We start from the raw sequence: 25,858 nt of genomic DNA, 5'->3' as shown, positions 1-25,858 counted from the left end.
ACTCATGAAAGCATTAACTAGGACTACAAAAGAAACTAATATAACAGCAAAGCTCAATCTTTATGGCAATTCAAAGAGCTCTATTGATACGGGTATAGGTTTTTTTAATCATATGCTTGATTCTTTTGTAAGACATAGTTTGATTGATTTAGAGTTGCAATGCAAGGGTGATATAGAGGTCGATTATCATCATAGTGTTGAGGATTGCGGTATTGTAATTGGTGAATTACTGCATCAAAGCCTTTATCCAGTAGGTGGGATTGAGCGATTTGGTCATGCTAGTATTGTGATGGATGAGGCTTGTGTAGAGTGTAGTATTGATGTATCAAATCGTGCTTTTTTTGTATTTGAAGCTCCATTAAGTGGAAAGATAGGGACATTTGATGCTGAATTGATAGAAGAATTTTTTAAAGCATTAGTATTTAATGCAAATCTAAGTGCCCATATAATCTATAAAAGAGGTAAAAATTTACATCACATAAGCGAAGCGGTATTTAAAAGCTTTGCTGTTGCATTTCGAAATGCAATAAAGCCAAATGATAGAATTATTCTTCCAACTACAAAAGGAATATTGTGATTAAATTATTATGTCTTGATGTAGATGGCACATTAAGTGATGGTAAGCTGTATTTTTCATTTGATATAAATTTAGATAAATCTTATGAAATAATGAAATCATTTTGCATCAAAGATGGACTTGGCATAGCATATTGGAATAAAATAGGCAGAAATGTGGCGATTATTACAGGGAGAAATAGCCCTATTATTGAATACAGAGCAAAAGAAATAGGCATTAGTCATGTATTTATGGGGGTAAAAGATAAAGGCAAATGTGTTAGAGAATTGCAACAAAAATTAAATATAGATTCTAGTGCCTGTGCGGCAGTTGGTGATGATTTAAATGATATTTCTATGTTTAATGAAGTTGCACTTAAATTTGCTCCAAATAATTGTGCTAGTGAAATATCAAATATCGCAATTAAGCTAAAAAATAATGGTGGCAATGGTGCTGTTAGAGAGGCTATTGAATATATATTGAAACAAGAAGATATGTATGAAGAGTTTATTAAATATTGGGAATAGCGTTTCATTATTTTTTGCTTTGTTACTATTTTTTAGTATAGTAGTAATTTTTTCATTTGATAAAAATGCAGTTATCCCTTATGCAAATTCTGTTGATATACCAAAGATTGAATTAAACAATTTTACTATTTATCAAATAAGCAATGAGAATCTACTTACAAGATTGTATGCACAAAATGCTAAACAATTTGATAAATTTGAAGAATTTAGCAATGTAACTTTAGAGAGATTGAATAATAATATTATTGATAAGATTACAACAAAAAGTGCTATTAAAAAAGATAATGCCATATTTTTTGATGATGGTGTGAATGATAATAGAGATGGTTATGATTTGTATTCTACAAAAGGTGTATATAGAATAGATAAAAATATCCTAGAGGGAAATGGCTTTTTTAGTATTAATGGTAATTTTCAAGATATAAAAGGTGATGATATATATTATGATGCAAATACAGGATTAGTTAGTGCAAAAAATATTAATGCAAAACTTAATATAAAAAAATATCCAAAGAAGTGAGAAATGATATTTAGAATCATATTTATTTTTATTAGTGTATTTTTATATGCTGATGATACTTTAGAGGTAAAAGCCCTGCATTTTAAGGCTGATGAATTAAAAGGCATTATTGAATTAAACGAAAATGTAGAAATCAAACGAGGTAAAGACGAGCTTTATGCTTCTAAAGTGATTATAAATATAGATAAAGATAGAATGCCTACAAATTATTCTGCATATGGCGGAGTGGATTTTGTTGTTGTTACAAAAGATAATAGAATCTTAAAAGGTAAAGCAAATGAAGTGTATTACAATGCAATAAATGGAGAATATAAGCTAGTTGGTGATAGCAAAGTAATAGAAGATGGCACTACAAATGCTGTTACAGGTGAAGAGATTATTATTAATAATGATATTGGTTATGTAAATATTACAGGCACAAGCAAAAAACCAGCAAAGATAATTTTTAAGCTAGAAGAAGGCAAAACAAAGTGATACAAAATAATCAAATTTGTGTACTTTCATCATCATTTACAAAGTCAATAGAAAATAAATCTCAAGCTCCAAGTGTGCTTTATAGTGAAATTGCAATTTTAGGGCGAAGCAATGTTGGAAAATCTAGTGCAATAAATTTACTTTTAAACAATAAAAATCTAGCAAAATCATCATCAACACCGGGTAAAACAAGACTAATTAATTTCTTTTTATCATCGTGGAGATTGGATGATGTTGTATATGATTTGAGATTTATTGACTTTCCAGGTTTTGGATATGCAAAAGTCTCAAAAGAAGAAAGAAATTTATGGGATAAGAATCTAAGCGAGTTTTTAAAAACTAGAGATTCTATAAAATTATTTATTCATTTAATAGATTCTAGACATACAAATCTAGCAATTGATAATGAAATAAAAAACTTTTTAAATAGCTTATTGAAGCCAGATTCTAAGATTCTTAGTGTTTTTACAAAATGTGATAAATTGAATAAAAATGAATTAATAAAGCTAAAAAAAGAAGATTCTATATGTATTTCTTATAATGACAAACAAAGTATAGAATCTTTACGATTTAGCATATTAAATCATCTTTATGGGGTGTAGGTATGGAAGTTGATAAAGTAGAATTTAAAATTATAAAGCCAAAAATTGCTGATATACCAAATATGCGGAATCTTGTATTAAAAGAAGTTCAAAATGGAGTGATTTTAGATAGAAGTGAAGATGAGATTGCAAATACAATTCGCTCATACAAGATTATTAAAAATGCTAATGATGAGATTATCGCATTTAGTGCACTTTATATTTATTCTATGATTCTTGGTGAGATTAGATCATTAATAGTAAAAGAAGATTTTAGAAGAAAGGGGCTTGCTAGTTTGCTTATAAATGCCCTAATAGAAGATGCAAAAGAGTTAGGATTAAAAGAGATTCTAGTATTAACATATAGAAGAGAGGTTTTTGAAAAATTAGATTTTAAAGAGATTGATAAAGCAAAAATCCCAAATCATAAAATTTGGGCAGATTGTATAAAATGCAAGCGATTTCCTATATGCGACGAGATAGCACTTATCAAAACTTTGTAAAAGCAAGTCTTTTTCAAAGTTTTTTACTTATCTATAATATATTAAGTAGTATATATTTATTTTTACCACCATTATTTGGTGTGCTTTTTTTGTATTTTATTTTATTACTTAGAAGGGAGCGATATTATTCACTCTATTCCTTTATAGCTGTTATGTGTATATTTGAAATTAGCAAAGGATTCTATCCTGGAATCTTATTTGTTACATATGCTTTGGTTTATATATTTTTGTTTCCAAATATTGTAAAAATATTTGATAATTTCAATATTTTTGATATTTTTTATCCACCTATTATTTATGTTTTATACTTTATATTGAATTTCTTTATCTTGCTTTTTTATAACTATGATGTAGATATTTGGAGTTCTATGATTGTTTATTATATATTGATTGAAAGTATTATTATGTTGGTTGCAAGATGGATATTCGATATAAAATAGTTATTAATATTGTTGCTTTAGTATTTTTGATAATATTAGCTAGATTGTATTTTTTATCAATAGTATCACATGAAAAATATGAAAAAGAAGCAAGACATAATATAATAAGAACAGAGATGTTAGTGCCTGCTCGTGGTCAGATTCTCGATAGAAATAATCAACCTCTTGCTATAAATTCATTGGGTTATTCAATATCACTTAGTCCATATTTAGGTAGAAAAAAAAATCTTGATACTTTAGACAAAGAAATATCAAAAATTGTATCTTTATTGCCAAATCTTGATGCAAAGCAGCTAAAAGATGACTATATGAATTCATATTCCTCTTATAATCATAACTACATAAAGGTAGCAAATTATATCCCATATGAAGAGATGTATAAAGCATATACAATACTTACTCAAAGTGACAATATCAAAGTGAGCAATGCTATAAAAAGATACTATCCAAATGATTCTTTGGCATCACATATTATTGGATATATAGGCTCTGCAAATGATGATGATATAAAAAAAGATGAAAGTTTAAAATTTATAGGATTGGTTGGCAAGAGTGGTTTAGAGCGATATTATAATGATTTTTTGCAAGGTGAATTAGGTTATATAAAAACAAAAGTTGATGTTTTAAATCAAACGGTTGAAGTAATTGATGAGAATCTAGCAAATAAAAGACATGATATGACGCTTGGTATTGATATAAGATTGCAAAAAACACTTGATAGCGAGTTTGATGGCAAGGCAGGAGCGGCTATTGTGATGGATGCGCATAGTGGTGAGATTCTATCTGCTGGTAGCTATCCAGAATACAATCTAAACTATTTTATTGATGGTATATCAAATAAGCAATGGAGTGAGCTTATAAATAGTCCAAATAATCCATTTTTAAACAAAATGATTAATGGAACATATCCTCCCGGAAGTGTTATAAAAATGGGAGTTGGACTATCATTTTTGGAGTTTGCAGGAATTAATGAACATACAATTATTGATACACCTGCATATTTAGAAGTTGGAAATAGAAAATTTAGAGATTGGAAAGTAGGTGGTCATGGAAGTGCAGATTTAATAAAAGCCTTAAGAAGAAGTGTAGATGTATATTTTTATAAACTTAGTCAAAAAATAGGTGATGAAAAGATGGCTTCTACACTCTCAACTATGGGTTTTGGAGAAAAAACTGGAGTTGATTTACCAAATGAATCTAGTGGAATCTTGCCTACAAAAGAATGGAAACTCACAAATAGAGGTATGCCATGGCTAATTGGTGATACAATTATTACTTCAATAGGACAAGGTTTATTTTTAGCAACACCTATGCAAGTTGCTAGATATACTGCATTGCTTGCTACAGCAAAATTGCCAACTCCACATTTTGTAAAAAAACTAGGTGATGAGGAAGTGATATTTGAAGCGCAAGATGTGCTTAGCGATTTTCAAAAAAGTAAGCTTAGCAGTATCGCACTTGGTATGTATCAAGTATGCAATGAAAAAGATGGAACTGCATATAAAGTTACTCTATCTTCTCCTATTCCTCTTGCTTGCAAAACTGGAACTGCACAAGTTGTTGGGATTCCACAAGATATAATAAATAGGATTCCAGAAAGTCAAATGGAGTATTATCATAGATCTCATGCATGGATTACAGCATTTTTACCATATAAGAATCCAAAATATGTAATCACTATATTAGTTGAACATGGAGGTAGTAGCGGTAGAGCAACAGGACCAATTATTACAAATATAGTAAAAAAAATGAATGAACTTGGATATTTTAAAAATAATAATATGGATATAAAAAATTAAGTAAAATTAACAAAAAAAGGTTTAATCTTGCTAAATAAAATTGATAACAAAACTATACTAATAACAGGCGGCACTGGCAGTTTTGGCAGGGAATTTGTCAAAACATTATTGCAAAAATATAATCCAAAAAAAATTATTATTTATAGTCGTGATGAATTAAAGCAATATGAAATGGCATTGCAGTTTAATGATAAAAGAATGAGATATTTTATAGGCGATGTAAGAGATTTTAAAAGATTGCTTAGTGCTTTAAATGGAGTAGATGTTTGTATTCATGCAGCAGCCCTAAAGCAAGTCCCTATCGCAGAATACAATCCAATGGAATGTATAAAGACAAATATCAATGGTGCTAGCAATGTAATAGAATCTTGTTTGCAGATGAAAGTAAGTGATATTATAGCTTTAAGCACAGATAAGGCTGCAAATCCAATTAATTTATATGGAGCTACAAAACTATGCAGTGATAAGCTTTTTGTTAGTGCTAATAATATCAAAGGTGCTCTAAATTCAAGATTTAGTGTTGTTAGATATGGCAATGTTATTGGTAGTAGGGGGAGTGTAGTGCCATTTTTCAAACAATTAAAACAAGAAAGTGCAGAGTTTATACCGATTACAGATGAACGAATGACAAGATTTTTTATCACACTAAAAGAAGGTGTAGAGTTTGTATTAAAATCATTAGAAAGAATGCAAGGTGGAGAGATATTTGTGCCTAAGATTCCAAGTGTGAAAATCACCACTCTAGCAAAAGCTATTGCTCCAGAGATTCCACATAAGATAATAGGTATTCGTCCAGGGGAAAAACTGCATGAGATAATGATACCTAGAGATGATTCTAGGCTTTGTTTTGAATTTGAAGATTTTTATATAATAAAACCTAGTATCAATTTTACTTCAAATATAAATTATTCTTTGACTATGTTAGGTGAAAGTGGCGTAGCTGTATGTGATGATTTTGAATATAGTAGCAATACAAATACAAAGTGGCTATCTCAAATTGAATTAGAGTCGCTTCTTTAGCGTTTTAAAATTTTATATAATATAATACAAGATAATACAAATTTAGGCTATAAGGATAAAAGTTTTGACTTTAGGCTATGAAATACCACAGGGTAGTAAAATACATTTTGGAACTAGTGCTAAGATTAAACGAGATATAGAACTAAAGGCAGTTGATATTTTTTATAAAAATGGATTTGAAGAGATTTCAACACCTAGTTTTAGTTTTAGTAATGATAATAAAGTGTCAAGAAATACCATTAGAATAAGCTCTAATAACAATAAACAAATGATTTTAAGAAATGATAATACAACAGATGTCATAAAAATCATACATAGGCATTTAGGCGATATTAGCCACAAAAAATGGTTTTATATACAGCCATTTTATTCATATCCAAGTGCAGAGATTAATCAAATTGGTGCAGAGTTTTTAAATAAAGATTCTTTAGGAAATCTTTTGTGTGTCGCAGTCAGTATTTTTTTAGAATTAAAAATAGAGCCAATTTTGCAAATTTCAAACATGAATATCCCTAGACTTTGTGCAAAAGAAGAGAATCTTGATATAGAAATATTTTCTAGGACAAATATTGATAGCATTTTAAAATCTGCATCATATTTTGCTCCTTTAGTATCAATACAAACAAAACAAGATCTCATATCTTATATCAAAATAGCACCTAGTTTTTTAAAAAGTGAATTAGAAAATCTACTTCATATAGCTAGTTGTTGCCATTATGAAAATACTATATTTTCTCCGCTTTATTATTCACCAAATGGCTATTATGATAGTTTATTTTTTAGAATGTTTGATGGAAATAAAGTATTGCTTCTTGGTGGAAGATATGAGATTGATGAGATTAAATCATGTGGATTTGCAATTTATACAAATGATGTGGTTGATTATATTTTAAATAAGGTTGGTGAATGAGTAAGTGTGATGTTATAGTTGGAATCCAGTGGGGTGATGAAGGTAAAGGCAAGATTGTAGATAATCTAGCTAAAAATTATGATATTGTTGTTCGCTATCAAGGCGGTCATAATGCAGGACATACAATAGTTGTAGATGGTAAAAAAATAGCTCTCCATCTAATTCCAAGTGGAATCTTATATGATAATTGTATAAATCTTATAGGAAATGGCGTAGTTATCAATGTAGAAGCATTTCTTGATGAAATCTCACAATTTAAAAATATAAATGGCAGAATCTACATAAGTCCAAAAGCACATTTAATATTGCCATATCATGAGATTATTGATAAATTCAAAGAAAAAGATTCTAATAGATCTATTGGCACGACTTGTAAAGGTATTGGTCCTGCATATGTTGATAAGGTTGGTAGAAATGGATTTAGAGTAGGGGATTTACTAGATACAGACAGCATGATTGATAAAATGAAAGATTATTTAAAATCAATAGAATTTTATAGTAGTATTTATGATGTCAAACTTCCTAGTATAGATGAACTTGCTTCAAAAATACTTTTTTATTCAAATAATCTAAAACCATTTATAAAAGATACAAATGAAATACTATGGAATGCAATGGATAATAACAAAAAAATACTACTAGAAGGCGCGCAAGGAAGTATGCTAGATATTGATCATGGGACTTACCCTTTTGTTACTAGCTCAAATACGATTTCTGCAGGTGCTTGCAATGGCAGTGGAATCTCACCTCATGATATTGGTGAAGTAATTGGTATTGCTAAGGCATATTGCACTAGGGTTGGAAAAGGATATTTTCCAAGTGAAGATTTTGGAGAAGATGGAAAAAGATTGCAAAAAAATGGCTTTGAATTTGGCACTACGACAGGCAGGACTAGACGATGTGGCTGGTTTGATGCATTTGCTTGCAAATATGCTATTAGGTTAAATGGTGTAACTTCACTTGCATTGATGAAACTTGATGTATTGAGTGGATTTGATAGCATAAAAGTTTGCATTGGATATAAAAAAGATGGAAAAGAATTAAATAGTTTTCCATATAGCCTAGATAAAGTAGAGCCAATTTATAAAGAATTTGAAGGCTTTGATGATGTGAGTGGTATAAGAGAATTTGATAAATTACCAAAAAAAGCACAAGAATATATTTTAAGTTTGGAGCAAATTTTAGGAACTAGGATCTCTATAATCTCAACAAGCCCAGAGAGAGAAGATACTATTAAACGATGACAACGAGATTTAATAGTATATTAAAAATAAAAAAAGACATATTAAACAAGATAGAAAGAGAGCTAATAAAAATCAACCAAGCAATTTCTCTAAAAGAAAATGAAATCATGCTTCTAAAAGAACAGCTAAATAATATGAAAGCACCAAATGTAAGTGTTTATAGAGAATTACTAGCTTTTAAAGATTCTACTTCTGCATTTTTAAATGAGATTATAGAGGAGCAAAATCTCTTAGAGATGATGTATTCAAGTAGAATCGATATAAATAAAAGATATAAAATAGCAATGATTGAATATGAAAAGATTAATTATTTGCACACAGAAGAGTTGAAATTAAAAATAGATAAATTGAAAAAAGAAGAGCAAAAATTCATAGATGAAGTTGGTGGAATCTTATATCATTTAAAAAAATGATACACCAAATATGTAAGATTATGATGGTTGTTAGGAGAGTTTGAATGAAAAGATTATTTTTTCTTTATTTTTTTTGTATTTTATTTGCTAATGGAAATGAAAATCCAAGCAATGTTATAGATTGTAATATCATTTTTGAGCAACGCAAAAGCGAATTGATTAATCAATTAAGAGAAATAGAAGAACAAAAAAGATTAATGACAACTCTTTATAATCAACAGCAAGCACAAAATGATAAAAAGCTTCAAGAGTTAGAGTTAAAGGAACAAAAAGTAGAATCTTTACTAAAAGAGGTAAAAGATAAAGAACAAGAAATTAGAGATTTAATAAAGCAAAATGAAGAGATTCTAGCAAATATCCAAAATGTAAATAGTGAAAAAATAAGTCAGACTTACTCTCAAATGCGAGATTCTAAAGCAGCTCCAATTATAGAAAATATGCCATTAAAAGATGCTGCAGAATTGTTATATTCAATGCAGGCAAAAGATATGGGCAAGATTCTATCAAAGATGACGCCACAAAGAGCCGCAAAGCTTACTGAAATGCTAAGACTTGGACCACCATTTGAAGATTTGGAATAATTAAATATTTCCAAATCTTCTATTTCGCTTTTTAAAATCATCTATAATTTTTTCTAATTCATCACTTTTAAAATCTGGAAATAATGTATCACAAAAATAAAGCTCTGCATATGCACTTTGTAATAATAAAAAATTTGATAATCTTTTTTCGCCACCTGTGCGTATCAATAAATCAACATCTGGAATATTTGCTGTATCAAGATTTGCTTGTATTAGGTTTAAGACTTCATTTTTTGTAATATTATCTGGAATCTTTGTCTTTAATACCGCTCTTGCAATCTCATCTTTTGATCCATAATTTAGTGCTAGAATCTGCGTAAGAGATGTGTTTTTTGATGTTTTTTCTTCTAGTGATAATATCAAATCTCTAAGTTTATTTGAAAAGCCATTCATATCGCCAATCACTCTAAATTTGATATTATTATCCATATATGTTGAAGCTTCTTTGATTAGATATTTTTCTAATAATTTCATCAAAAAATCAACTTCTATTTTTGGACGCGACCAATTTTCTGTTGAAAATGCATATAAACTTAAAAATGAAATATTATTTTTGGCACACCATTTTGTAATATCTCGCACTACATTTACACCTTCTTTGTGTCCTTCTGTCCGTTTCATCTTACGCTCTTTTGCCCATCTACCATTTCCATCCATTATGATTGCAAGATGTTTTAGTTTATTCAATCAAATCCTTTGAAGATACCTCATCTACAAGATATGCGATATTTCTCCATGATATATTACTATAGTCATTTAGCCCAATCTCGCATGTAGTAGAGCTGCTAAAGCCTCTTTTTATTTTTGTTGTATCATAAAAGTTTGTTAATCCTCTGAGGGCATTTTTATTTAATTCTGGAGTAAAAAAGCCTTTATTCCCAGCAAATCCGCAACAAAATATAGAATTTTTTATAATTTTTCCATTTGTGCAAATTTTGCTTATATCTTCTATAATAGAATCTAAATTATTCTTTTTTAATGCACACATAGCATATACTGCTATATCTTCATTTATTTTGTTGATTTTTACTTTTTTTAATATTACTTCATAGATATATTGTGGTAAATCATAAATTTTTAATTTAGAATCTTTTAGTATTTTTACTAGATGCATGCTGCAAGCACTATGATCAAGTATGATTGGTATCGTTCCATTATCGCTTATTTTAAGCAGAATCTCTAATATTGTTTGTGTATTTTCATCATGTAAATCTTTATATTGTGCAAATGCCTTCCCGCAGCACATATTTTGTATTTCTTTTGGATATATTACATTGATATGTGCTTTATCGCATAAAGATTCTACTACTTTGTATAGTGGAGTATCGTTTGTTTTAAAAGTCCTATTTATGCATGTAGTAAAGTATATAACAGAATCCTTATATTGCATTTGTGTGTGATTTGGTATAAATTTATTGCCTTTAGGCAGATTTTTGTATAGATAAGGTATTTTTCTGCTTATATGCCTAGCTTTTGTTGAGAGACTAGAAAATAGATTTGGATTTAGTGTATGGGTGAGATTTAGCCCACTTGATGCACTTTTTGTATAAAAAGACATATTTTTTATTATATGTTTTACAAATTTATTTGTATCTTTTTGTCTTAAATTTAGAGCGATATTTGCAGTATCGATTTCTAAAGGACACAAAGTCGCACACATAGAACAAGCTGCGCAAGTTTCATTCCCTAAATATTCATATTGTTTTTGCAATGTAGCTAGAAGTGCTAGAGATTCTTGTGAATCTAGTTTTCTTAATCGCTCCATTTCACGCCATATTGTAATTCTTTGCCTTGGATTTAGAGTGAGTGCCTCACTAGGGCAAGCTTTTTGACAGAATCCGCATTCCATACATTTATTGATAAAATCTTCTATTTTTGACATTTCTTTGATATTTTTTGTATGTATTAGCGGATCATTTGTGATTATTACATCTGGATTTAATAGATTTTTTTTATCAAAAATATTTTTGATTTTTTTATTTATTTCATAAGCTTTTTTACCCCATTCCATTTCTACAAATGGAGCCATCATTCTCCCTGTGCCATGCTCTGCTTTGATGCTTCCTCCCATGCTAGATACGATTTTTGCCATATCAAATACGAGATTTTCAAAGTTTTCTTTTTCTTTTTTGTTATTTAGATTTGGTGTGATGATAAAATGCACATTCCCACTTAGTGCATGCCCAAAAATAATTCCATTAAAATTATATTTTTTAAATAAATTGGTAATTTCAGTTATTCCATCCCCAAGCTTATCAATCTCAAAACACACATCTTCGGTAATTACGCTACTTCCATCACCTCTTGCCATTGAAGCAATAGGAAGCAAGCCTTTTCTAATCTTCCACCATTTGCTAAATTCATTTTCATCTTGACTATATAGTGCTTCTAGTGCCATATTTGTGTCTTTTAGAGAATCTTTTATTATTCTTAGATTCTCATCTAATTCATTTTGCAAATCACTTTGTGTTTGTATCAAAATACAAGCATATCCCTCTTTTATCTTAAGTAGTATTTCTGGGATATCTTTTAGATTCTGCACACTTTTTAATGAATTATAATCCATAATCTCTGCACTTTGGATGATATCATCATTTTTGGCTAGGATTTTTACTGCTTTGGCTGCCTCTAATATATTTTTATAAAATAACAATCCACAAGCTTTGTATTTGCAATCTTTTACACTATATAATTCAACACTTGATATGAAGCCTAAAGTCCCTTCACTACCTACAAAAATATGATTTAAGATATCTTTTATATCATCAAAATCAAGAAGTGAATTGATAGAATATCCTGTTGTATTTTTTATCTTATATTTTTTATATATCAGCTCTTTTAACATGGAATCTTGCAATATTTCTTCTCTTAAAGCAAGCAAAGAATCCACTATATGCTTGTGAGTTTTAAGAAAAGATTCTATGCTTTGTTTGTTTGAAGTATCAAGAATTGCCCCATCTTGTAAGATAACACGAATTGATTTTATTGTTTGATAGCTATTTTGTTTCACACCGCAACACATTCCACTAGAATTATTAGCTACAATTCCGCCAATTGAAGCCATTGTAATAGTCGCTGGGTCTGGTCCAATTTTTTTATTTTTATCTTTTAGAATTGCATTTGCATCACTTCCAATGACACCGCAATCAAGTCTAATTGAATCATTATTTACTTGTATTTTATTCCAATTTGTTGTTGTGATGACTAATATACTATCGCTTAAACCTTGCCCTGAAAGGGAGCTTCCATATGCTCTAAATGTAAGTGCTAGATTGAATTCATCGCTTAATTTTAATATTTTTATGATTTCATCTTCACTATAAGCCCTAATTACAACTTGTGGAATGTATCTATAACAAGATGCATCAGTCCCTAGTGCAAATCTCCTTAAATAATCAATATAGATTCTATCTTTTAAAAACTCTTTTGCCCTTATATAAAACTCTCTATGTTTTGATGAAATTTCACTCATAATAATCTCCTAGAAAATTAGATTTTCATCCAGGTTGTTTATTATTTGTTTTGGAATCTTTGATTTTATCGTGTAGTAGTAGTTTTTACCATTTACATTTTGCTTAAAGACACCTTCTGGCAAATCAAAACTCCTTTTTAAACCTGGTTCAAATTTTATGATATTGCTAAAGAAATGTGAAAATACAGGCGCAGATACAACTCCACCAGATTCATATTTACCAATAGAAGTATTATCATCTCTACCATACCAAATAACAACTTGCAATGTTGGCGAGAATCCACTAAACCACGCATCAATATTGTCATTTGATGTTCCAGTTTTGCCTGCTAATTCTATACCATTTACTTTTGCTCTTTTTCCAGTTCCATTTTCAACAATATTTTTTAATAAATCGATTGTTAAAAAAGCTTGCTCTTTTGTTGTCATTTCTATTGAATTATTTTCTATTGCATATTTTTCATTATTATCTATATCTATCACGCTTCTTATTAGTTTTGGTTCATTTATAGTGCCATAATTTGAGAATATCGAGTAGTGCCTTGCTGCTTCAAGTGGCGATAAAGCAACGCTTCCTAATATGATTGACATATCTCTTTGAATATTCTTAAAGCCATAATCTATCATTTTATTATAGACATTATAGAATCCAACTAAATCAACAAGATTGATAGTAGCAAGATTTAGCGAGTATTGTAGTGCTTCTTTTAGAGTAACTAAACCGCTAAAGCTTTTATTAAAATTTCTAGGTTTCCATCTTGTGTCTTCTTCTGTAATTTCTCCTGTGATTTCATCTTGATTTGGCATTTCTTGTGTGATTTCTTGATGGATATTTTCATTTATTATTTCTGGATTCTCACTAGATTTTTTCTCATCTTTTTCTACAAGTTCTCCAAAACTTTTTGCTGTATCAGAAATACTGCTTGCAGGGGAATATCCCATATCAAAAGCAATTTGATAAAAGAAAGGTTTTATTGTGCTCCCAAATTGTCTTTGTGATTGTGTTGCGCGATTAAAATTGCTTTTTGTATAGTCTATACCACCAACCAAAGCTAGTATATTTCCGCTTCCATTTTCTGTAACAACTATTGCTCCATTTAGTGTATCAACTTCACCTTCAGCTAGTTCTTTTTGTTCATTTCTACTTTTTAATCTTTTTTGAATATTGTTATAACCATATATAAGTGATTTTTGTGCTATTGCTTGATAATCTAAATCTATATTTGTTTTTACTATGTATCCACCAGTTTTTATATCTTTAATATCACTAAGCTGCCTTAATACTTCATCTACTACATGAGGGGCAAGATTCTGACTTAATGTTTGATTATATACCTTTGGTCTCTCATTTATTGCTACTTGGTATTCATCTTTGTTTATCCAGCCAATTGAATGCATTCTCTCCAATATACTATTTGCTCTTGATATTGAAAATTCAAAGTTTTTTACAGGATCATAATAAGATGGAGCTCTAGGTAGTGCCATAAGCATTGCCATTTCTTTTAGTGTGAGGCTTTGTAAATCTTTATTAAAGTATCCATGTGCTGCAGTTTTTACGCCATAATATCCATGTCCAAAATAAATATGGTTTATATATTTTTCTAGTATTTCTTCTTTTGTAAGCATATTTTCTACTTGCATTGCAAGAACTGCTTCTCTTAACTTTCTATCTAGTGTTTTTTCATTCGATAATACTACATTTTTTACTAGCTGCTGCGTGATTGTGCTGCCACCTTCCATATACCCACCACTTTTTATATTTTTTAATATTGCTCTACTTATTGCATCAAAGTTTATACCACTATGTTCAAAAAACATCGTATCTTCAACTGCAAGCAATGTTTCTATTATCCTTGGTGGAATCTCATCAAAACTTGCAAAATATCTAAATTGATCTTCAAATACATTTGCTATTAATCTATCTTTTCTATCTAGGATTCTAAGTGCGATTTTTGGTTTGTAGTTTTTTATTGCTGATACTTTGCTTTGTGTATCAAAAATAATGATGGTTAATAAAGTAATAATAAAAAATACCGCTAAAAATAAAAATGTAAATAATACTTTTCTAGTGATTGACATAGTGTTTTTTAATCCTTTTATTTATTTTGCTAATAAATCATCTAAAAAGTTGTTATATTGATTTAAAATTTTAGTGAAAATATTTGAGAATCTAATTTAATGTCAAAGATATATTTAGCTTTAAAAATACAAGTATTTTAAATAAATTCTTTTAGAATTTATTTAAAACTTTATATCTATTCAGATTTTATTGCTGTTTGGATTTCTGCCATTGTTGATGATATTTTTTCATTTAACATATCATCGATAGCATTAAATATTTGCGTGCTAGATTCTTCTATAGATGTGATTTTTTCATCAATTATGCTTTTTGGTGTTGATTGTGTATTATCAAGCAATTGCTTAGCAAGTGTATTTGCCTCATTGTGAATACTATCATGAGGAGTTTCAACTTTTTTATACCCCATAGTATTAGAGAATTCTCTTTTGCCAATACCTTCATAATACCATTTTCCAAATCTGCATGAATGTCCATCTACTTGTTTGAACTCATTTGATATTTTAAATATTAATGAATACATAGCTTGTTTGTATGCCACATGATCTACTTTTGCTAAACCGCAGAAGATTCTGTCATTAGAACAAGATATTTTTAATTTTGATAAACGAGCATTGTTTTTAAATTCTTTTACAATATCATGTAATTCATCAATATTGTGTTTTACATTTTCTGTAACTTCATTAATATCTTCTGTGCTTGTTTGTATATCACTTGCTTCTTGTTGCATTGATTTTACAACTATAGCAATTTCTTTTGTAGCTTTTTGAGTTTTTTCTGCTAGTTTTCTAACTTCATCAGCAACAACGGCAAACCCTCTTCCATGCTCACCAGCACGAGCTGCTTCTATAGTAGCATTTAATGCTAGTAAGTTTGTTTGTTCTGCTATATCATCAATTAGTGAAATTACATTTGTGATTTCATTACTTCTTTGAATGAGTGAGCCAACAAGGGTGATTTCACTTTGCATTTTTTCATACAATACATTGATTTGATGCAATGAAGAATCTGCTATATCAAGACCTTTGTCCATTCCTACTTCTGTAGCAATTGCAGAATCAAAGATTTCGCGCAATTCATCTACCAATTTTGCAAGTATTTCTTGTGTGAATTTTGTGCCTATTTTCATACTATCACAATATAGTTTTAAAATATCTACACCTTGTCCTGGTTTTGGTGTAACTCGTGCATTTTCTTCAACCAATGAGAATATTATAATATCTTCATATCTTTTAGAATTTACTAATAAACAATGATTATGAGTGTTTATTCTCGCTACATCTTCTTTCAGTGAAGCTTTGATTTCATCAAAATTGTATAATAATGAAGCACCTTCGTTTTTAAATATAACCTCATTATTTTTCATTGCAATTATTGCTTCATTGTGTGAAAAACTAGCAATAGCTTTATAAGTATTGCATTCTTGTTTTAATTCTTGAATCTCTTTTTTGTATGTATTCAATAACTCTTCTGTGTTATTATCAGTCTTTGAACTAAAAAACATTGTTTATCTCCTTAAAAATTTAGCAACTTTTGTATAGTAACATAAAGTTAGAATTCTAACATAAATCATTGAATAAATAATAAGCCTATATTAATTTACTATATTTAGGTTATAATTAGGTTATTGTTTGTTTTTTAGAAAACTATTTAAATATCAGCGATTTTATTATATTAATAATTATAAGGTTTATATATCATGGTATCAAAATTAAATAATCAAGAGATTAAAAAGACAGAATCTCTAGAAATCATATTAGATAAATTACGGAAGGTCGTAGCAGCAAAAAAATTAAAAACTTCAAAACAAAGAGAAGATATTTTAACAATTATTTATAATAGCAAAGTTCATCTAAGCAGTGAAGGCATCGCTGTTGTTATGAAAAACAATAACAAACATTGCTCCGTTTCATCAATTTATAGAATCTTGCAATTTTTAGAAACATATGGATTTGTAACCTCAATTGATGTTGATAAAAGTGGCAAAAAATATGAAATTGCATCAAAAGAACATCATTATCATATCATTTGCTTAAGTTGTGGCAATATCGTTGAATTTATTGATAATGATATAAAAAATAAACAACTTGAAATTACAAAATCTCTACAATTCCAACTAATCAGCGATAATCTTAGATTATTTGTTCTTTGTGATAAATGCAGGAAAAAACAAAAAGGTTTGCAAACTATTTAGAGATTCTGCTTATTTAAGACTATCCCAAGTAAGTGGCTCTCCAAATTTTAAATCTTTTTTTGCAGTCTTGCCTATTATTTCATTTAGGTATTTTGGGGGCAATCCATTATTTGGGCGAATAGATTTTATATTATCAGCCTTTATTATTTCACCTTTTTTTATATCTTTGCTTACAAATAGACTCCTTGCAAACTCTCTTCCTTGTGGTATTTCATCATTATTTTCTTTTATGTTACTAGAATCTATTTTATAATTAGTATCTCCAATTGCATTTTTTGTATCTTTTATTATTTGGACTAATTGCTTAAACTCATCTTTGTCCATACTAAATTTAGAATCTACTCCGCCATATTTTTTATCTAAAATAAAATGCTTTTCAATCATGCTTGCTTTTAGGCTTACTGCTATGATAGCGGCATGAAATCCAATGCTATGATCTGAGATTCCATATTTGACACCATATTTTTTTTCAAAAATAAGCATATTGGATAGATTGAGTGAATTTAGTGGTGCTGGATACGAACTCGTGCATTTTAATATCGTTATATTATTGTTTCCAACTTGCCTTATTGCCTCTATTGCCTCTCTCATTTCATCGCCTATTGCAATACCACTTGATAAAATGATAGGTTTTTGTTTTTTTGCTATGTATTGAATAAGTGGAATATCTGTTATCTCAAAGCTTGCAATTTTATATATGGGATTATTTAGTGTCTCTAGCAAATCTACACCTTTTTTGTCAAAAGCACTGCTAAAGCATATTAAATCTATTTTTTTTGCTAATTCAAATAATTCTACATTCCATTCTAGCGGCATATATGCTTCTTTGTATAAATCATATAAATATTTATTATCCCAAATTGTATTTGATTTGATTTTAAAAATATCACTTTTGCAATTTAGTGTGAGGCTATCTGGTGTGTATGTTTGAAGTTTGACTGCACTAGCGCCACATTCTTTTATTGCATATAGACTTTCTTTTGCAAGATTTAAATCTTTATTATGATTTGCACTAAGCTCTGCAACAATAAACATTAACTCATTCCTTAAATACTAATTCTACTACATCTATAAGATTATTATTTTTTTTGATATAGTTGGTTTTTATCTCTTTAAAACCTTCTTTTTCATAGAATCTTAATGCTTTGCGATTATCTTTTAGGCATTGTGCAAATAATTGTTTTAATCCAATCTCTTTAAAACCTATGTATTTTATGACTTGCATTAATAAATTTCCATTTGATGTATTTATATTTGGATTTGTATAGATTCCGATATATGCGCTTAGATTTGATATATTTGTTAGTGATATTACGCCTAGTATTTCATCTTTTTTATCTTTGATTGCAAAATAGATTCTATCTCTTGTGGAATCTAGCTTTTTTATAAATTCAAAATGTTCTTTTTTTGTGATTTTTCTATCAAAAAACATATATTTTGAGACTCTTGCATCATTTCGCATATCTAAGATTTTTAATTTATCATTGCAATTTAACTTAGTAAAATTTATAGCAATTATATTTATTGAATCTAGCTGTATTTTGTCTTTAAGCATTGTATCTAGTAATCAATGTATTTATAAATTCATTTATTTTTCCGCCAATTTCAACTTTTGCTAATTTATTTGATAGTTTTTTTCTATCTTTAAATTTTCTTAGTGTTTTTAATAGTCCTTTTATTTGGTGAATATTTGTTGCTATTCGTAAGCCTTCTTTTTGCCATACTCTTAATTGATAGGCTTGATTTGGTGCAATTTGCATAGCAATAGTTGGCGTGCAAGTAGATTGCAATTCTACCATCGTTACACCTCCACCACTTATTGCAAGGTCGCAATCTAACATGAGATTTTTTAATACCCTAGGGCTTAGGTTTTTATGCATACTTGTATGAAAATTGTAGCTAATTGGCTTATGTATTTTGCCTAAAACTACATCAATCATCGCATATGGACATTCTTTTTCCATTATCTCTAATATACTTTGAGTATTATTTGCATAGTCATTACCACCAAGTGTAATTAAGATTCTACTTATATCTTTGTTTATTATTTTTTGTTCTCTTTGTCTAAATTCTTTTCTTAAAATATAATATTCAATCCCTGCAAAAATTTCATTTTTTATATCATTTCTATAGAATCTATCTCCAAGTAATCCACCATTTAATAAAATAGAATCTTGTGGGTAATCTATTCTATTAAAATCATCAAAAAATACGCATACTTTTGCTTTATTTTTTATATATTCGCATAATTCTTTATTTGCATAATATGAATCTACCACAACAAGCTTATTATTTATTATTTCATCAAGATTTGAATAATCATCACTAATCCATTCCATTTGCTTGCAATACTGCGATATATAATCACCTCTACAATAAATACTGACTTCAAAACCAGCATTCTCTAAATAGTCTTTTAGTGCATCACATCTGCTTAAATGTCCAAGTCCAAAGCCACTGCCTGCTTCTGTAAAAATTATTGCTTGCATATTATTTTATATTTCATCTCCGCAATTTTCCAATCATTTTGCGTATTAATATCGGCAACATTAATCTCTGGTAATATAATTAAAGTAGAATCTTCACTAAAAATAGGCTTTTTATCTGCAAAACTTTTTACATATCCAAAGTAAAATGCTCCAGCATCAAAATATATATTTTCTATATCTTGAGTTCTACAGTTTATAAAATTTTTATTTAATAAATAAAGTCTCTCATCTCTAATGTAAAAACCCCTTAATGGATTTGAATTAAACGCACATGCGCTAAAACAATAAGAATCTTTCTTTAGTTTTTTCAACCCTGCTTTTAAAAAACGAGAATCTAGCAATGGTGTTGTAGGATAAATACAACATACAATATCATCATCGCTAAGCCCTAGATTTTTTACCTCATAGCTTATCACATCTAGTGTTGTAGTAAAATCATCACTTAAGTTATTTGGACGAAGTGATGGCACTTCTGCTCCAGATTCTATTGCTATATTTTTTATTTTATTACTATTTGTGCTTACTATAATCCTATCAAATATTTTAGATTCTATTGCAGTTTTTATAGCATATGTAATGATTGGTTTTCCAAAAAATAGCTTTATATTTTTATTTTTAATTCTTTTACTGCCATCTCTTGCAGGTATGATTGCTATATTCATTCTTAGTATGGCCACGCTTGCTCGAGTTCTTTTGAGCCCCATTTTTGATGTCGTTTATTGCTTATATCACCTTCACTTGTGTAATTAAGCTTTAATTCTGAAATAAATTTAGATTCTATGCTATTATCTGATGAAATATCATATGGTCTTATAACACCACTTATTAAAATTACTTTTTTCTCCCCATCAATCATAATCTGTCTAGTGCCTTCTATATAATAATTACCATTGCTTAGGACTTTAATCACCCTTGCAGTAATTTCAAGATTTACATTTTCATCTCTATTTTGTGAGCCACCGCTATTAAAATTTGAATTTCCAGCTCCCAAAGTCATATTAAATGAGCTGCCATCTTTGAAATCTTGTATATTTTGTGCTATTTCTGCATTATTACCTGTATAATTTACAATAGGTGCATTTAGCTCGCCACCTTGCGTGCCATTATATGTTTTTTGTGTGCTAAATGTCGCATTTGAAGATTCATTTACTTTTACTAATAAAATATCATTTACTCTCATTGCCCTTCTATCTGCAAACATAGGACGCTCACCTTGTCCAAATAATGAACCTAATTTTGGAAATTCCTCTATAAAGTCTTTTTCCCCTAACTCCTCCACATATCTTGGCGGACTAAAATCCATAATAGGGTCGGCATATAAACTATATACCAATAAAATAAGAAGTAATAATATTTGTTTTTTTACCACCATTTTTAGTATTCCCTTGCTACATTTGATATACTTAAATCTTTTAAAAAGCAAAGTTTATTCCAAAATATATATTTAAGGATTTGAAGATGAATATAAAAGAACAATTAAAAAATGATCTAAAAGCTGCAATGATCGCAAATAATGTAATAAGAAGAGATACAATAAGACTTATTAATGCTGAATTAAAGCAAGTTGAAGTAGATAAAAGAGTAGATCTTAGCAATGATGATGTTATTTCTATTTTACTTAAGGCAAAAAAGCAAAGATTAGATTCTATTGAAGCTTATAAAAAGGCAAATAGAGATGATTTGGTGAAAAAAGAAGAAGATGAGTTGAATATCATTTTAGAATATTTACCAAAACAATTAAGTGATGATGAATTGAGATTGGAAATAAAAAGCATAATAGAATCTCTAAATGCAAATGGAATAAAAGATTTAGGAAAAGTGATGGCTAAAGCAAAACCACTACAAACAAAAGCTGATGGTGCTAGGATTAGTAAGATTGCAAAAGAATTTTTGGGATAAAAACATTAAATATTTTTAAGATATAATAAGCACTCATTTAATTTAAGGAGATTTTATGAATAAAATATTAGCCATGTTATTTACTATAGGGTTTATCAGTGGGTTACAAGCAGATGGCTTTGAAATAAAAGGTATTATTGGCAATATTGATAATAGTGCAAAAATAATTTCAGTTAATAATATCAATGTCCAAGTTATGCCTCAAACTCATATAAAACTTGATGATTGTGGTATTTTTGGCATGGATATAGATGGTAAATTTAGTGATTTGGCAGTTGGTTCATTTGTAGAAGTTGAAGCTTGGCCAAATTCTGCTGTAAATTCAGGCACTGGAGCTAGTTATATAGCTTCTGAAATTGAACAAAAATGCGTAAGCAATAGAGCTTATTAATAGACTAAAATTTTTAATTTTTGAAGAATCTCTTTTTTAAAGAGATTATTTTTTTTATTGTGAGATTATATGAATTTATTGAATAATATTAATGACTTTAATGAAGCAAAAAGTGTGATTCCAGGGGGAGTAAATTCTCCAGTTAGGGCTTTTAAATCTGTTGGTGGCAATCCAAGGATTATTCGTGATTCAAATAAATGTTATTTGATTGATGAAGATGGCAATAAATATATAGATTTTATCCAAAGTTGGGGACCATTGATTTTAGGACATAAAGATTCTGATGTTATTAATGCAGTAAAAGATGCATTAAATAGGGGTTTGGGCTATGGAGCGCCAACTGTTGGTGAGACAAAAATAGCAAAAGAGATTATCTCTACTTATGATTGCGTTGATAAGATTAGACTTGTAAGCAGTGGGACTGAAGCTACGATGAGTGCTATTAGATTAGCAAGAGCTGCTACAAATAAAAATGATATTATCAAATTTGATGGTAATTATCATGGACATAGCGATAGCTTACTTGTTAGTGCTGGAAGTGGGTGTGCGACATTTGGTTCTCCAAGCTCTCCTGGTGTTCCTAGTGATTTTAGTAAGCATACATTAGTAGCTAGGTATAATGATTTAGATTCTGTTGAATCTTGTTTTAAAGCAAGCGGTGATGTAGCTTGTATCATAGTAGAGCCTATTGCTGGAAATATGGGGCTTGTTCCTGGTGACAGAGAGTTTATTAATGGATTAAGAGTATTATGTGATAAATATGATGCATTGCTTATTTTTGATGAAGTTATGAGCGGATTTAGAGCATCTTTGCAAGGAGCATTAAGCTACTATGATATTATTCCTGATTTAGTTACATTTGGGAAAGTTATAGGTGGTGGATTACCACTCGCTGCTTTTGGTGGTAAAAGCCATATTATGGATTTGTTATCACCACTTGGGAGCGTATATCAAGCAGGCACTCTAAGCGGGAATCCTATCGCAGTTGCAGCTGGATATGCAACATTAAAAAAGATTAAACAAGATTTAAGTATCTATAATAGATTAGAAAAATTAGCCATATTGCTTACTTCTGGTATGGTAAAAAAAGCTAATGATTTTGGTTTTGCTATGCAAAGCTGCGTTCGTGGAAGTATGTTTGGATTTTTCTTTTGTGATAGTGAAGTAAAAAATTTTGATGATGCAAAAAAAGTAGATACAAAATTATTTGCAAGATTCCATCAAAAAATGTTAGAGCAAGGTGTATATTTTGCCCCTTCAAGTTTTGAGTGTGGATTTGTATGTTCTCCTATGAATGAGAATATTATAAATGAAGTTATTGAAAGATGTGAAGTTGTATTTAATGAGTTAGCAAATGAACAATGAAGAACCAAAATATAAAAGAATGCTAAGTGGGATTGCTGGATTGTCCCTTGGAATCTCTATCGTTGTTGCATTATTGCTTGGTGTTGGTGTTGGGATATTACTACAAAAAATATTTAATGTATTTTGGGTATTTTGGATAGGTGTTTTTTGGGGTGTGTGTGCTGCTATCTTAAATGTATATAAAGCGTATAAGTCTCAATTAAGAGAATTTGAAGAGTTCGCTAAAGACCCAAAATATAATCATAAATAATGATAATATTAGTTTTATCTAATATTATAATAGCCTTTATTCTTGCTATTTTTGATATTAGATATTTATATAGTTTTGAAATATCTTTTGTTTGCTCTATGCTTATTTTTTTCTTTTCATTTCAATCTATGCAAAAAAAAGTCCATACGATGACAGAGTTGTTTAAAAATAACCTTAATGATGATGAAGATGTTTCTATGTCGAAAAAAGAGAAATTTTTTATTGGCACTAGAATCTCATTTGGAATATTTAGAATATTGTCTTATGTTTTTTTAGGATTTTGCATTGTTGGTCTGATAAATAATAAATTATTTTTTATTATTCCATTTATAGTAGGGACTGCTACTTCCAGCATAGCCATGGCTTTTTGGTTGCTAAAAGATAAATCTTAAAGATTTATCTAGTTAGAGTGATTTCCATATTTTTATTGTATAGCTTTATTGTTTTGCTATCACCAGATATTTTAAATTCACCATCTAGGTTTTTCAAATAAATATTTTCAAATTGATTATCTTCTTCATTTGCACAATACATTCTAGTTGCTCCAGCAGTGCCAATCATAATGCTATCACTACCTCTGCTAAATCCAGCAAAATAGCTATTACAGCCTGAATTGCCATAGATTCTATCATTATCAATATTGAATGTTGCACTTTTTGCAATCTTTATTTTATTGCCATTGATCTTTATTTCACTAATCTTATATGCACCATTGTTTAGGCTGATTTTTGTATTATTTGGAATCTCTGCACAACCATTAAAAATATATATCATTATAATAAGTGTTAAAAGCTTTCTCATTGTATATTTTTTATCTCCTCTAAGATTTGTATTTTTGATTTTGGTTCAATAAGTCTATTTCCTACTTCTTTGCCATCTTTAAAAAATATTAGTGTTGGTATTCTTTTTATACCATATTCATTTGATAAATTTTCATTTTCATCTATGCTAATTTTTATTATTTTATATTCTTTTTCTAAATCTTTTAAAATCGGCTCAATCCTTACACAATCACCACACCAAGGGGCATAAAAATCTACTATTACAAATCCGCTTGATATTGCATTATTAAAACTTTCCATCACTTTCTCCTATAATCTTACTACTAGAATAAAGCTAAGTATAGCAAGAAAAATAAATAATACAATAGACAAAATAAATATCTTTAAACCAATTTGTTTTATTTTTTTAAAGTCGATTTGTAAGCCTAGTGCAATCATTGCAAATACTAAAAACATATTTGATGTAGTTTTTATGATTTGTAATATATGTATTGGAATCTCTATAATAGAATTGATTATGATTGCAAATAAGAAAAATATTGCAAACCAAGGTATATAAATTTTGCCTGTTTTGTTATCTTTGCTAATTAAAAATGAAATAATTAATAATAATGGCACAAGTAATATTACTCTAATCATTTTTAAAATAATAGCACTCTCTAGTATGGCTTGATTATTTGGGCTTATTATTGCTCCAGCTGCACCTACTACATTTGCTACTTCATGCAGTGCCGCACCCAAAAACAATCCCTTTTCCATATCATCAAGTGGGATTATCCCGCTATTTATTAGTGTTGGAAACAAAAACATTCCAAGTAGCCCAAAGATTACGATACTAGCTAGCGCAGCTACATTTTTATAAGACTGACTTTTTATCACAGATTCTAAAGCCAAAATCGCGGCAGCACCACATACAGCACTTCCTATGCTAATTAGCATTGATATTTGTTTATCTAACTTTAAGATTCTAGTTCCTATAAAATATCCAGAGCTAAAAATCACACTAACAATAATAAGTGCTATAAAAAACCCTTTAAAGCCAAGACTTGCAATTCCGCTTAAACTGATATTAAAACCAAAAAGCACAATCCCTATTCTAAGAAGATTCTTTGCGCTAAAATTTATTCCAGATTCTAAATGTTGCTTATGCCTTAAAAATATAAATGAGCATATTGCACCAAGGCAGATTCCAATAATTAGCACTGATATATGCATATTTTTGATATAGCTTGTATTTGCGATAATAAATGATAAGATAGCAATTATAGCTATAAACCCAATACCAAAATAAGTAGCTTTTATAAAATCAAATATTTTTTGCATAAAACTCCAATCAAAGATTAGAATCATAGCTAAAAAATTGTGTTTTTA

General features: G+C 29.0%; 31 protein-coding genes and 1 pseudogene. 19 read left to right on the top strand and 13 right to left on the bottom strand.

Going from position 1 to position 25,858, the window contains the following annotated elements; all coding sequences use genetic code 11:
- Positions 1-4: 4 nt before the first annotated feature.
- From hisB to CQA42_RS02920, 13 genes are all read left to right on the top strand, one after another.
- Entirely contained in the window at positions 5-577 is a 573-nt protein-coding gene (gene hisB / locus CQA42_RS02980; protein ID WP_115583215.1) for an imidazoleglycerol-phosphate dehydratase HisB, read from the top strand.
- Positions 574-1,083, top strand: a complete 510-nt coding sequence (locus CQA42_RS02975) for an HAD family hydrolase (protein ID WP_115583214.1) — start codon at positions 574-576, stop codon at positions 1,081-1,083. Before hisB ends, CQA42_RS02975 begins: the two co-directional genes overlap by 4 nt.
- Positions 1,055-1,603, top strand: coding sequence for a hypothetical protein (locus CQA42_RS02970; protein WP_115583213.1), 549 nt, complete (start codon positions 1,055-1,057; stop codon positions 1,601-1,603). Before CQA42_RS02975 ends, CQA42_RS02970 begins: the two co-directional genes overlap by 29 nt.
- A 3-nt stretch (positions 1,604-1,606) precedes the next feature.
- Positions 1,607-2,077, top strand: a complete 471-nt coding sequence (locus tag CQA42_RS02965) for an LptA/OstA family protein (RefSeq protein WP_115583212.1) — start codon at positions 1,607-1,609, stop codon at positions 2,075-2,077.
- Positions 2,077-2,679 (top strand): ribosome biogenesis GTP-binding protein YihA/YsxC, encoded by a 603-nt coding sequence (gene yihA / locus CQA42_RS02960; RefSeq protein WP_408941433.1) that lies wholly within the window; start codon positions 2,077-2,079, stop codon positions 2,677-2,679. Before CQA42_RS02965 ends, yihA begins: the two co-directional genes overlap by 1 nt.
- Before the next feature lie 2 nt (positions 2,680-2,681).
- Complete coding sequence (locus tag CQA42_RS02955) at positions 2,682-3,161, top strand: N-acetyltransferase (protein ID WP_115583211.1); 480 nt, start codon at positions 2,682-2,684, stop codon at positions 3,159-3,161.
- On the top strand, positions 3,110-3,601 hold the full coding sequence (locus CQA42_RS02950) for a hypothetical protein (RefSeq protein ID WP_181881478.1): 492 nt from the start codon (positions 3,110-3,112) through the stop codon (positions 3,599-3,601). Before CQA42_RS02955 ends, CQA42_RS02950 begins: the two co-directional genes overlap by 52 nt.
- On the top strand, positions 3,580-5,400 hold the full coding sequence (gene mrdA, locus CQA42_RS02945; RefSeq protein WP_115583209.1) for a penicillin-binding protein 2: 1,821 nt from the start codon (positions 3,580-3,582) through the stop codon (positions 5,398-5,400). The genes CQA42_RS02950 and mrdA overlap by 22 nt, the downstream gene beginning before the upstream one ends.
- Before the next feature lie 27 nt (positions 5,401-5,427).
- Positions 5,428-6,420, top strand: coding sequence for a UDP-N-acetylglucosamine 4,6-dehydratase (inverting) (pseB, locus tag CQA42_RS02940; RefSeq protein WP_115583208.1), 993 nt, complete (start codon positions 5,428-5,430; stop codon positions 6,418-6,420).
- 64 nt (positions 6,421-6,484) lie between these two features.
- Positions 6,485-7,330 carry an ATP phosphoribosyltransferase regulatory subunit gene (locus tag CQA42_RS02935; protein ID WP_115583207.1) on the top strand — a complete coding sequence of 282 codons (846 nt, stop codon included), beginning with the start codon at positions 6,485-6,487 and terminating at the stop codon, positions 7,328-7,330.
- Entirely contained in the window at positions 7,327-8,574 is a 1,248-nt protein-coding gene (locus CQA42_RS02930) for an adenylosuccinate synthase (RefSeq protein WP_115583206.1), read from the top strand. The genes CQA42_RS02935 and CQA42_RS02930 overlap by 4 nt, the downstream gene beginning before the upstream one ends.
- Entirely contained in the window at positions 8,571-8,987 is a 417-nt protein-coding gene (locus tag CQA42_RS02925) for a flagellar export protein FliJ (RefSeq protein WP_115583205.1), read from the top strand. The genes CQA42_RS02930 and CQA42_RS02925 overlap by 4 nt, the downstream gene beginning before the upstream one ends.
- A gap of 44 nt (positions 8,988-9,031) precedes the next feature.
- Positions 9,032-9,568, top strand: coding sequence for a MotE family protein (locus CQA42_RS02920; protein ID WP_115583204.1), 537 nt, complete (start codon positions 9,032-9,034; stop codon positions 9,566-9,568).
- Here CQA42_RS02920 and CQA42_RS02915 read toward each other — a convergent pair whose 3' ends face one another.
- The 5 genes and pseudogenes from CQA42_RS02915 to CQA42_RS08530 form a co-directional block, all read right to left on the bottom strand.
- A complete protein-coding gene (locus CQA42_RS02915; protein ID WP_115583203.1) occupies positions 9,569-10,255 on the bottom strand; it encodes a di-trans,poly-cis-decaprenylcistransferase in 687 nt (228 codons plus the stop codon).
- A complete protein-coding gene (locus tag CQA42_RS02910) occupies positions 10,248-13,031 on the bottom strand; it encodes an FAD-binding and (Fe-S)-binding domain-containing protein (RefSeq protein WP_408941432.1) in 2,784 nt (927 codons plus the stop codon). Before CQA42_RS02910 ends, CQA42_RS02915 begins: the two co-directional genes overlap by 8 nt.
- An 18-nt stretch (positions 13,032-13,049) precedes the next feature.
- Positions 13,050-15,113, bottom strand: coding sequence for a transglycosylase domain-containing protein (locus tag CQA42_RS08255; protein WP_408941431.1), 2,064 nt, complete (start codon positions 15,111-15,113; stop codon positions 13,050-13,052).
- A gap of 182 nt (positions 15,114-15,295) precedes the next feature.
- A complete protein-coding gene (locus tag CQA42_RS08535) occupies positions 15,296-15,658 on the bottom strand; it encodes a CZB domain-containing protein (protein ID WP_258865564.1) in 363 nt (120 codons plus the stop codon).
- A 135-nt stretch (positions 15,659-15,793) separates the two neighbouring features.
- A pseudogene (locus CQA42_RS08530) lies at positions 15,794-16,087 on the bottom strand (methyl-accepting chemotaxis protein); the annotation flags it as partial.
- Between the two features lie 729 nt (positions 16,088-16,816).
- Here CQA42_RS08530 and CQA42_RS02895 point away from each other — a divergent pair.
- The gene (locus CQA42_RS02895) at positions 16,817-17,311 is read left to right on the top strand and encodes a Fur family transcriptional regulator (protein WP_115583200.1); all 495 of its coding nucleotides are present in this window, start codon (positions 16,817-16,819) and stop codon (positions 17,309-17,311) included.
- Positions 17,312-17,320: 9 nt separating this feature from the next.
- Here CQA42_RS02895 and pseI read toward each other — a convergent pair whose 3' ends face one another.
- From pseI to CQA42_RS02870, 5 genes are read right to left on the bottom strand one after another with little or no spacing between them, the layout of a single operon-like run.
- Positions 17,321-18,346, bottom strand: a complete 1,026-nt coding sequence (gene pseI / locus CQA42_RS02890) for a pseudaminic acid synthase (RefSeq protein ID WP_115583199.1) — start codon at positions 18,344-18,346, stop codon at positions 17,321-17,323.
- Between the two features lie 4 nt (positions 18,347-18,350).
- Positions 18,351-18,866 carry a UDP-4-amino-4,6-dideoxy-N-acetyl-beta-L-altrosamine N-acetyltransferase gene (pseH, locus tag CQA42_RS02885; RefSeq protein WP_115583198.1) on the bottom strand — a complete coding sequence of 172 codons (516 nt, stop codon included), beginning with the start codon at positions 18,864-18,866 and terminating at the stop codon, positions 18,351-18,353.
- Positions 18,859-19,800: a hypothetical protein gene (locus CQA42_RS02880; protein WP_115583197.1), complete on the bottom strand. Its 942-nt coding sequence runs from the start codon at positions 19,798-19,800 to the stop codon at positions 18,859-18,861. The genes pseH and CQA42_RS02880 overlap by 8 nt, the downstream gene beginning before the upstream one ends.
- The gene (pseF, locus tag CQA42_RS02875) at positions 19,788-20,462 is read right to left on the bottom strand and encodes a pseudaminic acid cytidylyltransferase (RefSeq protein ID WP_181881476.1); all 675 of its coding nucleotides are present in this window, start codon (positions 20,460-20,462) and stop codon (positions 19,788-19,790) included. Before pseF ends, CQA42_RS02880 begins: the two co-directional genes overlap by 13 nt.
- A gap of 2 nt (positions 20,463-20,464) precedes the next feature.
- Positions 20,465-21,172, bottom strand: a complete 708-nt coding sequence (locus tag CQA42_RS02870; protein ID WP_115583195.1) for a flagellar basal body L-ring protein FlgH — start codon at positions 21,170-21,172, stop codon at positions 20,465-20,467.
- A gap of 86 nt (positions 21,173-21,258) precedes the next feature.
- Between CQA42_RS02870 and CQA42_RS02865 the strand changes: the two genes are divergently transcribed.
- From CQA42_RS02865 to CQA42_RS02845, 5 genes are all read left to right on the top strand, one after another.
- Positions 21,259-21,699 (top strand): GatB/YqeY domain-containing protein, encoded by a 441-nt coding sequence (locus CQA42_RS02865; protein ID WP_115583194.1) that lies wholly within the window; start codon positions 21,259-21,261, stop codon positions 21,697-21,699.
- Between the two features lie 55 nt (positions 21,700-21,754).
- A complete protein-coding gene (locus tag CQA42_RS02860; protein WP_115583193.1) occupies positions 21,755-22,090 on the top strand; it encodes a DUF5666 domain-containing protein in 336 nt (111 codons plus the stop codon).
- 69 nt (positions 22,091-22,159) lie between these two features.
- Positions 22,160-23,455, top strand: a complete 1,296-nt coding sequence (hemL, locus tag CQA42_RS02855) for a glutamate-1-semialdehyde 2,1-aminomutase (RefSeq protein WP_115583192.1) — start codon at positions 22,160-22,162, stop codon at positions 23,453-23,455.
- Entirely contained in the window at positions 23,445-23,705 is a 261-nt protein-coding gene (locus CQA42_RS02850; protein ID WP_115583191.1) for an AtpZ/AtpI family protein, read from the top strand. Before hemL ends, CQA42_RS02850 begins: the two co-directional genes overlap by 11 nt.
- Positions 23,705-24,097 carry a hypothetical protein gene (locus tag CQA42_RS02845; RefSeq protein WP_115583190.1) on the top strand — a complete coding sequence of 131 codons (393 nt, stop codon included), beginning with the start codon at positions 23,705-23,707 and terminating at the stop codon, positions 24,095-24,097. Before CQA42_RS02850 ends, CQA42_RS02845 begins: the two co-directional genes overlap by 1 nt.
- Before the next feature lie 4 nt (positions 24,098-24,101).
- On the opposite strand, the gene CQA42_RS02840 is transcribed toward CQA42_RS02845, so the two are convergent.
- From CQA42_RS02840 to CQA42_RS02830, 3 genes are read right to left on the bottom strand one after another with little or no spacing between them, the layout of a single operon-like run.
- Positions 24,102-24,506, bottom strand: a complete 405-nt coding sequence (locus CQA42_RS02840) for an META domain-containing protein (protein ID WP_115583189.1) — start codon at positions 24,504-24,506, stop codon at positions 24,102-24,104.
- Entirely contained in the window at positions 24,503-24,787 is a 285-nt protein-coding gene (locus CQA42_RS02835; RefSeq protein ID WP_115583188.1) for a co-chaperone YbbN, read from the bottom strand. The genes CQA42_RS02840 and CQA42_RS02835 overlap by 4 nt, the downstream gene beginning before the upstream one ends.
- A gap of 9 nt (positions 24,788-24,796) precedes the next feature.
- Positions 24,797-25,810 (bottom strand): YeiH family protein, encoded by a 1,014-nt coding sequence (locus tag CQA42_RS02830; RefSeq protein ID WP_115583187.1) that lies wholly within the window; start codon positions 25,808-25,810, stop codon positions 24,797-24,799.
- Between the last annotated feature and the right edge of the window lie 48 nt (positions 25,811-25,858).

This window comes from Helicobacter sp. MIT 99-5507, assembly GCF_003364295.1.
Lineage (GTDB): Bacteria > Campylobacterota > Campylobacteria > Campylobacterales > Helicobacteraceae > NHYM01.
The sequence above is the reverse complement of the archived record's forward strand: the minus strand, read 5'-3'. Positions and strand labels throughout refer to the sequence as shown.

Excerpts from the sequence above, each read along its gene's own strand:
- pseH (WP_115583198.1), bottom strand. The coding sequence starts at position 18,866 with ATGCTTAAAGACAAAATACAGCTAGATTCAATAAATATAATTGCTATA.
- CQA42_RS02845 (WP_115583190.1), top strand. The coding sequence starts at position 23,705 with ATGATAATATTAGTTTTATCTAATATTATAATAGCCTTTATTCTTGCT.
- CQA42_RS02970 (WP_115583213.1), top strand. The coding sequence starts at position 1,055 with ATGAAGAGTTTATTAAATATTGGGAATAGCGTTTCATTATTTTTTGCT.
- CQA42_RS02895 (WP_115583200.1), top strand. The coding sequence starts at position 16,817 with ATGGTATCAAAATTAAATAATCAAGAGATTAAAAAGACAGAATCTCTA.
- CQA42_RS02925 (WP_115583205.1), top strand. The coding sequence starts at position 8,571 with ATGACAACGAGATTTAATAGTATATTAAAAATAAAAAAAGACATATTA.
- CQA42_RS02870 (WP_115583195.1), bottom strand. The coding sequence starts at position 21,172 with ATGGTGGTAAAAAAACAAATATTATTACTTCTTATTTTATTGGTATAT.
- mrdA (WP_115583209.1), top strand. The coding sequence starts at position 3,580 with ATGGATATTCGATATAAAATAGTTATTAATATTGTTGCTTTAGTATTT.
- CQA42_RS02920 (WP_115583204.1), top strand. The coding sequence starts at position 9,032 with ATGAAAAGATTATTTTTTCTTTATTTTTTTTGTATTTTATTTGCTAAT.
- CQA42_RS02880 (WP_115583197.1), bottom strand. The coding sequence starts at position 19,800 with ATGCAAGCAATAATTTTTACAGAAGCAGGCAGTGGCTTTGGACTTGGA.
- pseF (WP_181881476.1), bottom strand. The coding sequence starts at position 20,462 with ATGAATATAGCAATCATACCTGCAAGAGATGGCAGTAAAAGAATTAAA.
- CQA42_RS02860 (WP_115583193.1), top strand. The coding sequence starts at position 21,755 with ATGAATAAAATATTAGCCATGTTATTTACTATAGGGTTTATCAGTGGG.
- CQA42_RS02840 (WP_115583189.1), bottom strand. The coding sequence starts at position 24,506 with ATGAGAAAGCTTTTAACACTTATTATAATGATATATATTTTTAATGGT.
- hisB (WP_115583215.1), top strand. The coding sequence starts at position 5 with ATGAAAGCATTAACTAGGACTACAAAAGAAACTAATATAACAGCAAAG.
- CQA42_RS02830 (WP_115583187.1), bottom strand. The coding sequence starts at position 25,810 with ATGCAAAAAATATTTGATTTTATAAAAGCTACTTATTTTGGTATTGGG.
- CQA42_RS02930 (WP_115583206.1), top strand. The coding sequence starts at position 7,327 with ATGAGTAAGTGTGATGTTATAGTTGGAATCCAGTGGGGTGATGAAGGT.
- CQA42_RS02955 (WP_115583211.1), top strand. The coding sequence starts at position 2,682 with ATGGAAGTTGATAAAGTAGAATTTAAAATTATAAAGCCAAAAATTGCT.
- CQA42_RS02950 (WP_181881478.1), top strand. The coding sequence starts at position 3,110 with ATGCAAGCGATTTCCTATATGCGACGAGATAGCACTTATCAAAACTTT.
- CQA42_RS02865 (WP_115583194.1), top strand. The coding sequence starts at position 21,259 with ATGAATATAAAAGAACAATTAAAAAATGATCTAAAAGCTGCAATGATC.
- pseI (WP_115583199.1), bottom strand. The coding sequence starts at position 18,346 with ATGTTTATTGTTGCAGAGCTTAGTGCAAATCATAATAAAGATTTAAAT.
- hemL (WP_115583192.1), top strand. The coding sequence starts at position 22,160 with ATGAATTTATTGAATAATATTAATGACTTTAATGAAGCAAAAAGTGTG.
- CQA42_RS02850 (WP_115583191.1), top strand. The coding sequence starts at position 23,445 with ATGAACAATGAAGAACCAAAATATAAAAGAATGCTAAGTGGGATTGCT.
- CQA42_RS02965 (WP_115583212.1), top strand. The coding sequence starts at position 1,607 with ATGATATTTAGAATCATATTTATTTTTATTAGTGTATTTTTATATGCT.
- CQA42_RS02835 (WP_115583188.1), bottom strand. The coding sequence starts at position 24,787 with ATGGAAAGTTTTAATAATGCAATATCAAGCGGATTTGTAATAGTAGAT.